This window comes from Streptomyces sp. NBC_00259 (assembly GCF_036181745.1).
Lineage (GTDB): Bacteria > Actinomycetota > Actinomycetes > Streptomycetales > Streptomycetaceae > Streptomyces > Streptomyces pratisoli.
The window spans coordinates 2,828,246-2,843,052 of record NZ_CP108080.1 but is presented as its reverse complement, the minus strand read 5'-3'; the positions used below and the strand labels follow the sequence as shown (position 1 = coordinate 2,843,052).

The 14,807-nt window shown below is 72.1% G+C and carries 12 protein-coding genes and 1 tRNA gene; 5 read left to right on the top strand and 8 right to left on the bottom strand.

What is annotated here, in order from left to right; all coding sequences use genetic code 11:
* Positions 1-27: 27 nt before the first annotated feature.
* From OG766_RS12680 to OG766_RS12665, 4 genes are all read left to right on the top strand, one after another.
* Positions 28-1,740, top strand: a complete 1,713-nt coding sequence (locus OG766_RS12680; RefSeq protein ID WP_443045484.1) for an SPFH domain-containing protein — start codon at positions 28-30, stop codon at positions 1,738-1,740.
* Between the two features lie 137 nt (positions 1,741-1,877).
* Positions 1,878-2,465: a lytic polysaccharide monooxygenase auxiliary activity family 9 protein gene (locus OG766_RS12675; RefSeq protein ID WP_266373905.1), complete on the top strand. Its 588-nt coding sequence runs from the start codon at positions 1,878-1,880 to the stop codon at positions 2,463-2,465.
* 26 nt (positions 2,466-2,491) lie between these two features.
* Positions 2,492-4,183, top strand: coding sequence for an AMP-binding protein (locus OG766_RS12670; RefSeq protein ID WP_328725349.1), 1,692 nt, complete (start codon positions 2,492-2,494; stop codon positions 4,181-4,183).
* Between the two features lie 196 nt (positions 4,184-4,379).
* The gene (locus OG766_RS12665) at positions 4,380-7,586 is read left to right on the top strand and encodes an amidohydrolase family protein (protein ID WP_328725348.1); all 3,207 of its coding nucleotides are present in this window, start codon (positions 4,380-4,382) and stop codon (positions 7,584-7,586) included.
* 84 nt (positions 7,587-7,670) lie between these two features.
* Here OG766_RS12665 and OG766_RS12660 read toward each other — a convergent pair.
* The 6 genes from OG766_RS12660 to ehuB all read right to left on the bottom strand — a co-directional run bounded on the left by OG766_RS12660 (position 7,671) and on the right by ehuB (position 11,813).
* Positions 7,671-7,744, bottom strand: a tRNA-Lys gene (locus tag OG766_RS12660).
* A gap of 114 nt (positions 7,745-7,858) precedes the next feature.
* Positions 7,859-8,617, bottom strand: a complete 759-nt coding sequence (locus OG766_RS12655; protein ID WP_328725347.1) for an IclR family transcriptional regulator — start codon at positions 8,615-8,617, stop codon at positions 7,859-7,861.
* Positions 8,618-8,784: 167 nt separating this feature from the next.
* Positions 8,785-9,552, bottom strand: a complete 768-nt coding sequence (gene ehuA, locus OG766_RS12650) for an ectoine/hydroxyectoine ABC transporter ATP-binding protein EhuA (RefSeq protein WP_266373911.1) — start codon at positions 9,550-9,552, stop codon at positions 8,785-8,787.
* Positions 9,542-10,192, bottom strand: coding sequence for an ectoine/hydroxyectoine ABC transporter permease subunit EhuD (gene ehuD, locus OG766_RS12645; protein ID WP_328725345.1), 651 nt, complete (start codon positions 10,190-10,192; stop codon positions 9,542-9,544). Before ehuD ends, ehuA begins: the two co-directional genes overlap by 11 nt.
* Positions 10,189-10,923 (bottom strand): ectoine/hydroxyectoine ABC transporter permease subunit EhuC, encoded by a 735-nt coding sequence (gene ehuC / locus OG766_RS12640; RefSeq protein WP_328725344.1) that lies wholly within the window; start codon positions 10,921-10,923, stop codon positions 10,189-10,191. Before ehuC ends, ehuD begins: the two co-directional genes overlap by 4 nt.
* Positions 10,920-11,813, bottom strand: coding sequence for an ectoine/hydroxyectoine ABC transporter substrate-binding protein EhuB (ehuB, locus tag OG766_RS12635; RefSeq protein ID WP_266373920.1), 894 nt, complete (start codon positions 11,811-11,813; stop codon positions 10,920-10,922). The genes ehuC and ehuB overlap by 4 nt, the downstream gene beginning before the upstream one ends.
* A 42-nt stretch (positions 11,814-11,855) precedes the next feature.
* On the opposite strand from ehuB, the gene OG766_RS12630 reads away from it, so the two are divergent.
* On the top strand, positions 11,856-12,347 hold the full coding sequence (locus OG766_RS12630; RefSeq protein WP_328725342.1) for a DUF3830 family protein: 492 nt from the start codon (positions 11,856-11,858) through the stop codon (positions 12,345-12,347).
* 73 nt (positions 12,348-12,420) lie between these two features.
* On the opposite strand, the gene OG766_RS12625 is transcribed toward OG766_RS12630, so the two are convergent.
* Both OG766_RS12625 and OG766_RS12620 read right to left on the bottom strand, forming a co-directional pair.
* A complete protein-coding gene (locus tag OG766_RS12625; protein ID WP_328725340.1) occupies positions 12,421-13,836 on the bottom strand; it encodes an amidase in 1,416 nt (471 codons plus the stop codon).
* Positions 13,826-14,779 (bottom strand): D-2-hydroxyacid dehydrogenase, encoded by a 954-nt coding sequence (locus OG766_RS12620; protein ID WP_328725339.1) that lies wholly within the window; start codon positions 14,777-14,779, stop codon positions 13,826-13,828. Before OG766_RS12620 ends, OG766_RS12625 begins: the two co-directional genes overlap by 11 nt.
* Between the last annotated feature and the right edge of the window lie 28 nt (positions 14,780-14,807).

Here is a 14,807-nt window from a genome sequence, read left to right as displayed (position 1 = left end):
CACCGATCCCGCGAGGAGGCAACCGCGGTGACCCCCACCACTCCCTTTTCCGAGGACCCTCCCGGTCCACCGCTCCCGCTCGGCCGGCTCACGGCCGCGTCGGTCTCGGTCCGTCACACGGGGCTACCGGCCCCGGGCGGCGCGGCCGGTGACCCGCCCGGCCCCGATGACGAGGCCGGGTCCCGTGCCGTGGCCCAGGTCGTGTCCGAGCCGGGCGACGAGACCATGGTCCTGCCCACGTCCAGCACGGGCGCGCCGACGGACCCCGCATCCGTATCCGCATCCGCATCCGTAGCCGAGGCCGAGCTCAAGCCCGAGCTCAAGCCCGAGCTCAAGTCCCTGCCCACGTCCGAGTACGGGACCGGGACCGGGACCGCGGAGCCGAAGGGTGACGCCCTGCCGGCGCCCGTCGGGTTCGAGCGCCAGTTCAGCGGCGTGGGCGGTCGGCGGACGGTCGTGATCGGCACCGAGACCTCCGGCGCGATCCCCGTGCATCTGCTGTACCGCGACGCCGTGGCGACGACCTCGGGCCCGGCGGAGAAGGCCGCCGGGTCGGGCCGGGTCAACGGAGCCAGCGGGGCGGGCGGTTCCAGCAGGGCCGACGGAGCCCACGGAGCCCACGGAATCAACGGAAGCAACGGAACCAAAGCAGCCAACGGAATCAACCGGTCCGCCAAGGAGGGCGGCGGCGATCGCGACGGCGACGGAGGACCCGACACGGTCGCCATGCCGAGGGTGTCGCTGCCCACCGGACGCCGCGCCGCGCCGTCCCTCGTCGCGCCGAGCCGGCGGCCCGCGCCTCCGGCCGACCCCCGGCTGATCGAGCGGCCGGGACCGGTCCTGCCCGGCTGGGCGGCACTGCTCGCCGGGCTCAGCGCCGTCACCGGCTGTGCGGCCGTGCTGCACTGGACCGGGGCCTTCCCGCCGGAGGTGACGGCGCTGTTCGGGGTGTCCGAGCGGCCGTACCGGGGCCTCGGGTTCGTCCAGTGGGCGGTGCTCGCGGTCATGGTGACGCTCGCGCTGTTCTCGCTGGGCGGGCTCGGCCGTGGCCGGGTGGGCCACGCGTGGGTGCTGACGCTGTACGGCGAGTACCGCGGCAGCGTGCGCCGTACCGGCCTGATGTGGGTGAGCCCGTTGTTGCTGCGCCGCCGTGTCGACGTACGCCTGCGGCACTGGCGCAGCGAGCCGATGCCGGCGGTCGACGCCAACGGCACCGCGCTCGAAGCCGTCGTGCTCGTCGTCTGGCGCATCCGGGACACGGCCCGCGCGGTGCTCGGAGTCGCGGACCACGAGGCGTATCTGCGCGAACAGGTCGAGGCGGCGATGGCCCGGGTGCTCTCCCAGCTTCCCGCCGACGCCGCTCCCTCGTCCGACGGCTCGGGTTCCGTGCCCGAGCTGCGCCCGACGCTGCGCAACGCCGAGGCCGTCGGTGACGCGCTGACGAAGACGCTGTCGGCGGAGTGCGCCCCGGTCGGGATCGACGTCTTCTCCGCGCAGCCGACGCGTATCGAGTACGCGCCCGAGGTCGCCGCGGCGATGCGCCGTCTCCGTATCGCCGCCCTGGAGGCGGAACGCCGCGACACGGTGCTGGACTCGGTGGTGGACGCGGTGGACGACACGGTGCAACGGCTCACCATGCGCGGGCTCGTGGAGTTCGACGACTACGAGCGGAAGGCCCTCGTCCGGGATCTCACGGTCGCCTTCTGCACGGCGAGGGCGGGGTCCGCGGAGACGCCGTGATTGGTCTGGACATGTTCAAAGTTCGTCAATAATCTGGGACTTGGTCTAGACCGGAATATGCACGACCGCACAAGCGCAGCTGCACGGCACGGCTCACGGAACTCCGAACTCCCCCACGTACTTCCAGGAGCGACAGCATGCGAAAGCGAATAGGCGCGGCCATGGTGGGTCTCGCGGTGGCGGGGACGACCCTGCTCGCCACGGGAAGCGCCAGCAGTCACGGCTACACCGACAGTCCGCTCAGTCGTCAGAAGCACTGTGCCAACGGAACGGTGACGAACTGCGGCGACATCCAGTGGGAGCCGCAGAGTGTCGAGGGGCTCAAGGGCTTCCCGGCGGCGGGTCCGGCCGACGGAACGATCTGCGCCGGCGGCAACAGCCGCTTCGCGCAGCTCGACGACCCGCGCGGCGGGGCCTGGCCCACGACCAAGGTCTCCTCGGGCCAGAACTACACCTTCCGGTGGACGTTCACGGCCAACCACAGGACGACCGACTTCAAGTACTACATCACCAAGAACGGGTGGAACCCGAACCAGCCGCTCACCCGCGCGGCCCTCGACCCCCAGCCGTTCCTGACCCTGCCCTACAACGGTCAGCAGCCGCCGAGCAGCCTCAGCCACTCGGGCACGCTCCCGTCGAAGTCCGGCCGGCACGTGATCCTGGCGGTGTGGACCGTCCATGACACCGCGAACGCGTTCTACGCCTGCTCGGACGTTCAGTTCTGACAGGAGGTCAGTTACCGTGCCGCCCCATGGGCGTCACGGGAAACGGTACGAGCGGTACGACCGTCGCGGAGCTCGTCCAGCGCCGATGGGGTGACCACCGGGTGGGGCTGAGACACGAGGATCTCGTGCTCAGCCACCACCAGGTCGCCTCCGGCGCCGCCGCGAGGGCCGCACTGCTCACCGACCTGCTGCCCCGGGGCGCCGAGCCGCACCTCGGGATCCTGCTCGACAACACGGCCGAGTTCCCGCTCTGGCTGAGTGCGGCGGCCCTCGCCGGGGCCGCCGTCGCCGGGATCAACCCGACCCGCCGGGGCGCCGAACTCGCCCGCGACATCACGCACACCGAATGCCGTGTGCTGGTCACCGAGCGCGCGCACCTTCCCCTGCTCGACGGTCTCGAACTGCCGGGCGTGCGGGTGCTGGTGACCGACAGCGATGCCTACGCCGGACTCCTCGCACCGTACGAGGGCGCGAGGCCCGACGACATCGCCGCCCTGCCGGGCCGCCCCGTGCGGCCCGGCAGCCGGCTGCTGCTCTACTTCACCTCCGGCTCGACCGGGGCGCCCAAGGCCGCGATCTGCACCCAGGGGCGGCTGGCGGCCGCCGGAGGCGCGCTCGTCGGCCACTTCGGCCTGCGGTCCGACGGCGTCCACTACATCTGCATGCCGCTGTTCCACGGGAACGCCGTGATCGCCGACTGGGCGCCCGCGCTGTTCGCGGGCGCGTCCGTGGCCCTGCGGCGCCGCTTCTCCGCGTCGTGCTTCCTCTCCGACGTACGGGCCTACGGGGCCACGTACTTCACCTACGTCGGACGGGCCGTGCAGTACCTGCTCGCCACCCCGGAACGCGACGACGACCGGGACCACACCCTGCGGCTCGGCTTCGGCACGGAGGCCGGGGCGGTGGACGCGGAACGCTTCGAGGCGCGGTTCGGGGCCCGGCTCGTGGAGGGCTACGGCTCCTCCGAGGGCGGCGCGGCGATCCAGCGCACCCCGGACACCCCGCGCGGCGCGATCGGGCGGGCCGCGCCCGACGGCGATCTCGCGGTGGTCGACCCGTCGAGCGGCGTGGAGTGCGAGGCCGCGCGCTTCTCGGGCGAGGGCCGGCTGCTCAACGGCGACCGGGCGATAGGCGAGCTGGTCAACCGCGGCCGCAGCCCCTTCGAGGGCTACTGGCGCAACGCCCCGGCGGAAGCGGAGCGGCTGAGGGGCGGCTGGTACTGGAGCGGAGACCTCTTCTACCGCGACGCGGAGGGCTTCCTCTACTTCGCCGGCCGGACGGACGACCGTCTCCGCGTCGACAGCGAGAACCTCGCCGCCGCGCTCATCGAGAACATCCTCGCCCGCTGGGACGCGGCGGCGGGCGTCGCGGTCTACGCCGTCCCCGACCCGGTCGCCGGCGACCAGGTGATGTGCGCCCTCAGCCTCCGCGCCGGCGCGACCTTCGACCCCTCGGACTTCGCCGCCTTCCTCGACGCCCAGCCCGATCTCGGCACGAAGATGCCACCCCGCTTCGTCCGCGTCGCACCCCGTCTCCCCCTCACCGCCACCAACAAGATCCACCGAGTCGCCCTGCGCCGCGAGGGCTTCCGCTGCGACGACCCCGTGTGGTGGCGCCCGGGAACGGAACGGCGGTACCGCGTCCTGACGGCGCAGGACGAGGCGGCGCTGCTGCGCGCGTACGAGACCCACGACCGGGCCGCGCTGTTGCACCGCTGACGTGCGCCGACGGGGCCACCGGGCCCTCGGCCGTCGGTGCCGACACGGCCGACACGGGCGGGCGGACCCCACCCGCCGCCGGATGGCCGGATCTGTTCCCGGCACGGGCACGCCCTGGTGACGTCGCCGCCCACGCCCGGTACGAGTGGAGCGAAGGTGACCCACCCGAACCAGGTGACCCACCCGAACCAGGGGGATGCCCGTGCCGTCGATGCCGCGCCGACAGTTCCTGCAGTCCGCCGCCGGGACCGCCGTGGCGGTGACCGCGATCCCCGCGGGAGCGCTCCCTGCGGCAGCGCTCCCCGCCGCCGCGGTCCCACAAGCAGGGGAGAGCACCACCCGTCTGCGCCTCACCGCCGCCACCAACGGCGCCGCCACCCCCACCGGTTCCGGACCCGCCGCCCCGCTCGTCGCCGAGGTGCAGAACGTCCTGTGGCGGATCCCGCGCGACGGCTCGTCCGCCACCGCCCTCACCCCGCCCGATCTGGAGCCCGGCCGCCCCGTCGCCTCGCCCGACGGGAGCCGTGTCGCCATGACCTGCTTCAAAGGCGGCCAGTTCCACATCTGGGTGATGGGCGCCGACGGGTCGGGACTGCGGCAGCTCACCGACGGGCCGTGGGACGACCGGGCACCGGCCTGGTCCCCGGACTCCCGCCGGATCGTGTTCTCCTCCGAGCGCGGCGGCGACCCGGTCGACGGAAGCCCGTACCGCATCTGGACGGTCGACACCCGCACCGGCGCGCTGACCCGGCTCACCGGACTCCCCGGCCAGGAGGGCCCCGTACAGAGCGGCCCCTGGGAGGACCTCGACCCCGTCTGGTCCCCGGACGGCACCGGCGTCGTCTTCGTACGCGCCGCGCTCGACGGCGCGATGCTGCGCTCGCGCACCCTCGCCTCCGTACCGGCCGGCGGGAACGGCCCGGTGACCGCCTGGCACACCGAGACCGGACCGGGCAATCTGCTGACCCCCGCGCTGTCCCCGGGCGGACGGAGGGCCTGGCTGCGCACCGTCCCGTCCACCGTGCGCTACGAACAGGTCGTCCTCGTCGTCGACGGCGAACCGGTCTCCGTGGACGGCGAGATCGCTCCCGTGCCACCGCGCTGGGTCGACGAGGAACGGCTGCTCCTGACCGTCGCCGGCCGGTTCCGCATCATCCGCCCGCACCGCGAAGGCGCCGCCGAGACGGTCGAGTTCGCCGGTGAGCTCCCGCTCAGGCGGCCCCGCTACCGCGTCAAGTCCTACGACTTCGAGCCGGACCGTCCGCGTCCCGTACGGGGCATCCACCTCCCGGCGCTCTCGCCGGACGGGCGTACGGCCGCGTTCGTGTCGCTCAACTCCCTGTGGACCGTGCCCACATCGGGCCGTGACCGGCCCCGCAAGGTGCGGTCGGCCGCGCCCGACACCTACCTCCAGAGCCCGGCCTGGACTCCCGACGGCACGGCACTGCTCTACGTCGACGACCGCGACGGCGGGCTCAACTCGGTGCGCAGACACGACCTGGACGGCGGCGCCGACACCCTGCTGGCCGCCGGCGGACGCGCCCACCCCGCGCTGTCCCCGGACGGCACCCGCCTCGCGAGCCTCGATCTCGCGGGACGTCTCGTCGTACGTGACCTCGCGACCGGCCAGGACACGGCGCTCGCCGCCCCGCTCGGCGGCGGCGGGCTGCCGGGCCCGCCGAGCTGGTCACCGGACGGCCGGTACCTCGCCTACGCCGACCGCAACCGGCTCAACCTCCGCTTCCGCGAGGGCTACAACCTCGTCCGGGTCGTCGACACCAGCAACGGCGCCTCCCGGCTGCACGCCCTCGCGCCGCACGTCTCGCTCTCCGACCGCTACGCCTCCGGGCCCGCCTGGTCCCCGGACGGGCGGTGGATGGCGTGCGTGAGCGAGTCGGCGCTGTGGCTGCTGCCCGTACGGCCCGACGGCAGCCCGGCGGGGGAGCCGCGCCGCCTCACGGACGAACCCGCCGACCATCCCACCTGGGCCGCCGACTCCCGCACGCTGCTGTATCTGTCGAACGCCCGCCTGCGGCTGCTCACCCTGGACGACGGCGCGCCCGGGCACGTACGCACCGTCCCCGTGGAGCTGAGCTACCGCCGCCCCGCACCCGTCGACACCGTGGTCCGGGCGGGCCGCCTCTGGGACGGCACGGGGGCCGAGGTCCGGGACGGCGTCGACATCCTCGTCCGGGACGGCAGGATCGCCGCCGTCGAGCCGCACCGCCCCGCCCGCCGGGCCGCCCGCACCGTGGACGCCCGCGGGCACACGGTCCTGCCGGGCCTGTGGGACACCCACACCCACCCCTGGCAGTACACCTACGGCGCCCGCCAGACCGCACTCGAACTCGCCTACGGCGTCACCACCACCGTCGCGCTGGCCGGCTTCTCCTACGAACAGGCCCGCCTCCGCGAGGACATCGTCGCGGGCCGGCTCGCGGGCCCACGGCTGCTCACCACCGGCGAACTCCTCGACGGCTCCCGCGTCGCCTACAGCATGGGCCGCCCCCACCGCACCCGCGCCGGACTCCGGCGCTCGCTGGCCCGCGGGGCGGCCCTCGACTGGGACTTCGTGAAGACGTACGTCCGCGCCCCCTTCCCGATGATGGAGGAAGCCGCCGCTTTCGGCCATGACCGGCTCGGTGTCCGATCGGGCTCGCATCTGTGCGCCCAGGGCATCCAGACCGGTCAGGATCTGACCTCGCATCTGATCGCCACCGAACGCGCCGAGTACGGTCACGGCGCGACCGCCGAGGGCCACACCCACCAGGACACCGTGGCCACGTACGCGACCGGCGGTTTCCATCTCCTGGAGACCCCGTTCACCGCGATCACCCTGCTCGCCGAGACCCCGGACCTGGTCGACGACACCCGGGTCACCGCGATGATGCCGCCCTGGGACGCCCAGGCGATCAGCGCCCGCGCCGAGCTGCCGCCGACCGCGATCGAGCGGCTCGCCCTGCGCCGGGAGGTCGACACCTGCCGTGCCGTGCTCGCCTCCGGCGGTCTGCTGGCGCTGGGCACGGACACCCCGATCACCCCGGTGGGCATCCACCTCCACCTGGGGCTGCGTGCGCTCGTCCGGTACGGCTTCACTCCCGCCGAGGCGCTGCTGACGGCGACGGTGAACGCGGCCCGGGTCTTCGGCGCCGAGCGGGATCTGGGCACGGTCGAGCCCGGCAAGCTCGCGGATCTGACGATCGTCACCGGCGATCCGCTGACCCGGATCGACGATCTTGCGAAGGTGACGAAGGTCATGGTCGGCGGCCGGATCCATGACCGGGAGACGCTGGAGAAGCCGTACCGGCACCCCGGCCGGCGGGCCGTGTCCCGGCCCGAGGCGGCGTCGTCGCACTGGCACGCGGTCGCCGAGCAGATGCGCCGCGACGGCTGCTGCGGCTGAGCGGAGGGGCGAGTCCGCCGAACCGGCGTCTCGCAGTACGACGACAAGAGGCCCTCGCAACTGCGAGGGCCTCTGCCAAGGTTGTGCGCCGCCAGGGACTCGAACCCCGGACCCGCTGATTAAGAGTCAGCTGCTCTAACCAACTGAGCTAGCGGCGCGGGCTGCCGTTCTCGCCGCTCTCGGCGGCTGACGACAGAAGTAATACTACCTGGTCCCGGGGGTGCTCCTGGCCACCGCTCTCGGCCCCGGCACCGGTCCGCGCCGCCGCGCGCCTACAGCGCCAGCGACAGCACCACCGGAGCGGCTCTGCGGTTCAGGGTGTCGGCCGCGGCGCGCAGCCGGTGGGCGTGCTCGATCGGGAGCGAGAGCGCCAGGCAGCCCACGGCGGAACCGGCCGTCAGCGGCACCGCCGCGCAGACCGTGCCCACCGCGTACTCCTGGAGGTCCAGCACCGGGACCGTGGGCGGCTGGGAGTCCAGCTTCGAGAAGAGGATCTTCTCGTTCGTGATCGTCCGGGAGGTGAGCCGGGCGATCCGGTGGCGGGAGAGGTGATCGCGGCGGCCGTTCTGGTCCAGCTGGGTCAGCAGGCACTTGCCGACCGCGCTGGCGTGCGCAGCCGAGCGGAAGTCGACCCACTCGTTGACCTTGGGCGCACTCGGGCCGTCGGCGAACTGCGTGATCTTGACCTCGCCGTCGATGTACCGGCTGATGTAGACCGCGGCGCCGACCGAGTCGCGCAGCTCGGTCAGGGTCTCCTGGAGCTTGCGCTCCAGGGCCTCCCGCCGGGTGGCTCCGGAGCCCAGCAGGACGAGGGAGTCGCCGATCACGTACGCCCCGTCCGCGACCTGCTCCACATAGCCTTCGCGGCGCAGCATCAGCAGCATGGACGACAGATGGCCGGTGGGCAGTCCGGTCTCGCGCGCGATCTGGGCATCGGTCACTCCGCCACCGTGCCTGGAGATCGTCTCCAGAACGCGCAGAGCGTATTGCACCGAGTGGAACGGCGCGGTCGGCTCGGGCTTCAGCGCCACGGTTTCCCCCTACCAGGTTGTGACCGCAAGCTTCCGTACCACGATAGCGGCCAAGAACCGTTTAGTGGGCGGCTGTTGGCGAGAAATATAAGGCGCCCCAGGGTCATATCCTGGGGCGCACGACAATGGCATATGCCAGAGTCACGAATAACGCATGGAGTGAGAGGTCAGAGCACCGCACCGAGAAACTCACGAGTACGTTCGTGCCCGGGATCGGAGAAGATTTTCTCCGGGGAGCCGGACTCGATCACCTTTCCGGCGTCGAACATGAGGACCTCGTCGGAGATGTCCCGGGCGAAGTTCATCTCGTGCGTCACGCAGAGCATCGTGATGTCGGTCGTCCGGGCGATGTCCCTGAGGACGTCCAGCACCCCGGCCACCAGCTCCGGGTCGAGCGCCGACGTGACCTCGTCGAGCAGCAGCACCTGCGGTCGCATCGCGAGCGCCCGGGCGATCGCCACCCGCTGCTGCTGGCCGCCGGACAGCTGGGAGGGCCGCGCGTCCGCGCGGTCGGCGAGACCGACCAGATCCAGCAGCTCGCGGGCGCGCTCCTCGGCCTCGTCCTTCGACAGGCCGAGCACCCGCACCGGGGCCTCGGTGATGTTCCGCAGCACGGTCATGTTGGGGAAGAGGTTGAACTGCTGGAAGACCATGCCGATCTTCTTGCGGACCTCTCTGCGTTCCTTCTCGTCGGCGGGGAACAGCCGGCCGCCGTTGACGTCGATCGTGCCCGAGTCGGGCCGCTCCAGCGTCATCAGCAGCCGCAGGATCGTCGTCTTGCCGGACCCGGAGGGCCCGATCAGCGTGACGTGCTTGCCAGGACGGACCGAGAAGCACAGGTCGTCCAGGACGGTGTTGTCCCCGAAGCGCTTGGTGACGTTCGTGAACCGGATGAGCTCGTCGTTCTGCTTGGCGGGGTTCGTGTCAGCGGGCAAGGCGGCGCTCCAGGGTTCGTACGAGCAGAGAAGCCGGGTAGGCGATGAGGATGAAGGCGATGCCGACGAGGGTCAGCGGCTCCGTGTACTGGAAGGTCGCCGCGCTCTCCAGCCGGGACTGCTGGAGCATCTCCAGCACACTGATCCCGGCGAGCAGCGGAGTGTCCTTCAGCATCGCGATGACGTAGTTGCCCAGCGCGGGCGCGATCCGGCGGACCGCCTGCGGCAGGATCACCGCGACCCAGGTCCGGTGGACCGGCAGGCTCAGCGCCGTCGCGGCCTCCCACTGCCCGGCCGGTACGGCGTCGATGCCCGCCCGGTAGACCTGCGCGGTGTACGTCGAGTAGTGCAGCCCGATCGCGATCGTGCCGGTGGTGAGCGCGGAGAACTGCACGCCCCACTCCGGCAGCACGAAGAACAGGAAGAACAGCTGCACCAGCAGCGGGGTGTTCCGGACGAACTCGGTGAAGAGCCCCACCGGCCAGCGCACGAAGCGCGGGCCGGAGCGCAGCGCGAGCGCCCAGACCAGGCCGAGGGTGAACGACAGCAGCGAGCCCAGCACCAGGATCTGCAGCGTGACCAGCACGCCTTCCCAGAAGCGCGGCATGAAGTCCGCGACGGCGGACCAGTCCCAGGTCATCGGAGATCACCTTCCGCGAGTGCGCCGGAGACGCCGGCCCGCTTGTTCTTCTGGCGGGGGATCCGGGGGCGTGGCTCCGGATCGATGCCCACATTGGCCTTCGCCCTGCGCTCGAGCGCCTTCATGGAGCGGGTGATCAGGAAGGCGAGCACGAAGTAGATCACCAGCGTGACCGTGTAGATCTGCGCGCTCTCCTGGGTCGCCAGCCGCACCAGGTACGCCGCGAACGACACGTCGCCGACGCCCAGCAGCGAGACCAGCGCCGTGCCCTTGAGCAGCTCCACCAGCAGATTGCAGAAGGACGGGATCATCTCGGGCACCGCCTGCGGCAGCAGGATCAGCCGCATCCGCTGCCAGGGCGAGAGGCTGAGCGCGACACCCGCCTCGCGCTGCGCCGGCGCCACCGCGTTCAGCGCACCGCGCACGATCTCGGCGCCGTACGCCCCGTACGACAGGCCCAGCGCGAGCACCGCCGCCCACATCGGCACCAACTGCCAGCCCAGCAGCGGGGGGAGGACGAAGAACAGCCAGAACATCAGCACCAGCGCCGAGGTTCCGCGGAACACCTCGGTGTAGAAGCCCGCGAGGAAGCGCACGAAGCGCGAGCGATGAGTTCTGGCCATGCCGACACCGAACGCGACGGCGGCGGCCAGTGCGGCGCTGCAGACGGTGAGCTGGACGGTGATCCAGATCCCCGGGAGCACCCAGTTCTGCCAGAGTCCGGCGGTCATCGGCACAGCTCCTTCGCCGTGAGCTCCGTCATCTCGCTCTCGGTGAAGCCGAACCGGCGCAGGATGCGGAAGAGTTCACCGCTCTTCTTCATCTTGTGGATCTCGGTGTTGAAGGCGTCCCGCAGCTCGGTGTCGGTCGGCCGGAAGGCGAACCCGCCCCCGTCGATCTTCTTCTTGCCGTCGACGACCGCGGCGAACGGCTCGGTCGACTCGGCCTTGCCGCTCTTGCGGACCACCTCACGGGTGGTGAGGGCGGTACCGGCGAAGACGTCGACGCGCCCGGACTCGACGGCGTTCAGCCCGGCCACCTGGTCCTGCAGGATGACGATGTCCTTCTCCGGATACCCGGCCGCGACCGCGTAGTCGATCTCCGCGTATCCGGTGCCCGTCGCGAATTTCGCCTTCGTCCGGACGACGTCCTCGTAACTGCGCAGATTCTTCGGATTGCCTTTGCGCACGATGAAAGAATCCAGCATCTGGTATTCCGGGTCCGAGAAGAGAACCTGCGCGCAGCGTTCCTTGTTGATGTACATTCCGGCTGAAACGACGTCGAACTGCTGCGAATTGAGTCCGGGTATGAGGGAGGCGAAGTCGGTGGCGACCGGCTGGACATTTCCGACACCGAGGCGCTGGAAGACGGCCTTGGCGAGTTCCGGGGCCTCTCCGGTGAACTCGCCCTGTTCGTCGATGTAGCCGTACGGCACCTCGCCCGCGATCCCGAGCCGCACCGTGCCCTGGGATCTCAGCCGGGCGAGGGCGTCGCCCGAGGGGACCCTGGCGCAGCCCGTCGCCCCGGCCGCGCCGGCCGCACCGAGTGCGCCCGCGGTACCGAGCAGCAGGGTGCGCCGCCGTATCGCTCGTCTGGTGTGTGGAGCCGTGTGTGGAGCCATGGGCGCGCGGCTACCCGGCCTCAGTCGGGGTATGCGTACACAATGGCTGATCGCTTCATTGACGTTTCGCTCGCAAAGCGCGGAGTGCACTGCACCGCGCGGCTCCTCGACGACCGGGCGCCCGTGACCTGCCGGGCGGTGTGGGACGCGCTGCCGCTCGGCGGCGACGTGTACCACGCGAAGTACGCCCGCAACGAGATCTACGCCCTGTTCCCCGCCTTCGCGGACCGGGAGCCACCGCTGGAGAACCCCACGGTGACGCCCATCCCGGGGGACCTCTGCTACTTCACCTTCAGTGGTACGGAGCTGGGCACCGCGGCGTACGGGTACGACCGCGACCTCTCCCGGCCGGTGACCGTCGACCTCGCGCTCTTCTACGAACGCAACAACCTGCTGCTCAACGGCGACACGGGCTGGGTGCCGGGGATCGTGTGGGGGCAGGTGGTCGAAGGGCTGGACCGGATGGCCGACGCGTGCCAGGACCTCTGGCGGGCGGGGGCGCTGGGGGAGACGCTGACGTTCCGGCGGGCGTGAGACCTCCCTTCCCCCGACCCGCGCGTCGAACTCCCCACGCCCGGCAGGGACGTGGGGAGTCCGACGCCTGCCGCTACGAGGTCACCGGTGACGGGACCGTCGCCAGTCCCGATTCGTACAACGCGTGCGCCGCGCGCAGGACCAGGGCGTCGCCGTGCCGGGGTGCGACGAGCTGGACGCCGACCGGAAGGCCGTCCTCGTCCACCCCGCACGGCACCGTCGCGGCCGGCTGCTGGGTGAGGTTGAACGGGTAGGTGAACGGGGTCCACCCCGTCCAGCGCCGGTGTCCGGATTCGCGGGGCACCTCCGCTCCCGCCTCGAACGCGGTGATCGGCAGCGTCGGCGTGACCAGCAGGTCGTACGCCGTATGGAACCGGCCCATCCGCCGCCCCAGGTCCATCCGGACGTCCACGGCCGCGAGGTAGTCCAGAGCCGAAGCCCGCGCACCCGCCTCGCAGACCTCCCGCAGCCCCGGGTCGAGCAGCTCCCGCTGCTCCGCCCCGAAGTGCTGCACCACTCGGGCCGCCCCGCTGAACCACAGCGTGTGGAAGGCCTCCACCGGGTCCGCGATGTCCGGGTCGGCCTCCTCGATGTACGCGCCCAGCTCCGCGAGCCGGCCCACCGCCCCGCGCACCGCGGAAGCGACCGCGGGCCGTACCGCGACCTGGCCGCCGAGCGACGGGGAGTACGCGATCCGCAGGCCCTTCACACCCTCGGCCAGGCCCTCCGCGGTCCTCGGCGCGGGCGCCAGCTGGGACCAGTCGCGCCAGTCGGGCCCGCTGATCACATCCAGCAGCAGCGCCGCGTCCGCGGCGTCCCGCGTCATCGGCCCGGCATGGGCCAGCGTGCCGAACGGGCTCGACGGGAACAGCGGGATCCGGCCGTACGTCGGCTTCAGCCCGAAGATCCCGCAGAACGAGGCCGGGATACGGACCGATCCGCCCCCGTCCGTCCCGATCGACAGCGGCGCCGCGCCCAGCGCGACGGCCGCCGCGCTCCCGCCGCTGGATCCGCCGGCCGTGCGCGACGGGTCGTACGGATTGCGGGTGACCCCGGTCAGCGGGGAGTCCGTGACGCCCTTCCAGCCGAACTCCGGCGTCGTCGTCTTGCCGATGAACACCGCGCCCTGCTCCCGCAGCCGCGCCACGGCCGGGGCGTCCTCGTCCCAGGCCGAGGCAGCGGGACGCACGGTCCTGGAACCGCGCAGCGTCGGCGCGCCCGCCTGCAGCAGGATGTCCTTGACCGTCACGGGCACGCCGTCGAGCGGTCCGAGCGGTTCCCTTCTGCGGCGGCGCTCGGTGGCCGCCTCCGCCTGCGCCAGCGCCTGCTCGCCGTCGATCCGGACGAACGCGTTGGTGAGGCGCTGCGCCTCCTCGGCCCGCTCGAGGACCGCGCGGGCCGCCTCCACCGGGGAGAAGTCGCCCCGCTCGTAGCCGGCGATGAGATGACGTGCGGTCAGGGCACTCAGGTCGTTCGGCTCAGGAGTCATGGGAGGGGACGTACCCACGTTTCTTGTCGACCACGTTCGGCAGCGGCTTTCCGGCCGACCACAGCTCGAAGAGTCCGACGAACTGCTCACCCAGCCGGTCGCGCCAGCCCACCGTGTCACCGCTCATGTGCGGCGAGACGATCAGCCCCGGAACGTCCCACAGCCGGTGGCCGGGCCCGAGCGGCTCCTCCTCGAAGACGTCCAGGGCCGCGCCCGCGATGTGCCGCTCGGTGACCGCCGTGACCAGCTCGTCCTCGACCACCAGCGCCCCCCGCCCCACGTTGACGAACCGGGCCGAGGGCCGCATCAGCGCGAACCGCCGGGCACCGAACATGCCCCGGGTCGCCTCCGTCAGCGGCGCCGCGCACACGACCCAGTCGGCGAGGGTCAGCAGCCGGTCCAGGTCCTCGGCGCCGTGCACCCCCGGCCGGGCCGTGCGCCCGGTGAGGGCCACCTCCACGTCCAGCGCCCGCAGGGTGCGCGCGATCGCCTGGCCGATCGGGCCCGCGCCGACGACGACGGCCCGGCTGCCCGCCACCGGCAGGGACTCCCGGTGCCGCCATCGGCGCTGCCGCTGGAGCTCCAGGGTGCCGGGCACGTCCTTGGCCATCGCCAGCACGAGGGCGGCCACGTACTCGGCGATGGGCTGCTCGAAGATCCCCCGGGCATTGGTCAGGACCGTGTCGGAGTCGGTGAACTCGGGGCAGATCAGCCGGTCCACGCCCGCGCTCGGGGTGTGCACCCAGCGCGGTCTCGGGCCGCCTCCGGGCCAGGCGTGGCGTACCGCGTCGGAGGTGAAGTCCCACACCAGCAGCGCGTCGGCGTGCGGCAGTTCCGCGGCGAGGGAGCGGTCGTCGGCGTACCGGATCTCGGCGCGGCCGGTGAGCCGTCCGAGCCGTGGCGGAGGGTCCGCTTCCAGTACGAGAAGAATCGGGACGGACATCGCGGGGAAACCGTTTCTGAACGTCTGA

Excerpts from the sequence above, each read along its gene's own strand:
- OG766_RS12675 (WP_266373905.1), top strand. The coding sequence starts at position 1,878 with ATGCGAAAGCGAATAGGCGCGGCCATGGTGGGTCTCGCGGTGGCGGGG.
- OG766_RS12630 (WP_328725342.1), top strand. The coding sequence starts at position 11,856 with ATGGCTGATCGCTTCATTGACGTTTCGCTCGCAAAGCGCGGAGTGCAC.
- OG766_RS12670 (WP_328725349.1), top strand. The coding sequence starts at position 2,492 with ATGGGCGTCACGGGAAACGGTACGAGCGGTACGACCGTCGCGGAGCTC.
- ehuB (WP_266373920.1), bottom strand. The coding sequence starts at position 11,813 with ATGGCTCCACACACGGCTCCACACACCAGACGAGCGATACGGCGGCGC.
- ehuD (WP_328725345.1), bottom strand. The coding sequence starts at position 10,192 with ATGACCTGGGACTGGTCCGCCGTCGCGGACTTCATGCCGCGCTTCTGG.
- OG766_RS12665 (WP_328725348.1), top strand. The coding sequence starts at position 4,380 with ATGCCCGTGCCGTCGATGCCGCGCCGACAGTTCCTGCAGTCCGCCGCC.
- OG766_RS12625 (WP_328725340.1), bottom strand. The coding sequence starts at position 13,836 with ATGACTCCTGAGCCGAACGACCTGAGTGCCCTGACCGCACGTCATCTC.
- OG766_RS12620 (WP_328725339.1), bottom strand. The coding sequence starts at position 14,779 with ATGTCCGTCCCGATTCTTCTCGTACTGGAAGCGGACCCTCCGCCACGG.
- ehuC (WP_328725344.1), bottom strand. The coding sequence starts at position 10,923 with ATGACCGCCGGACTCTGGCAGAACTGGGTGCTCCCGGGGATCTGGATC.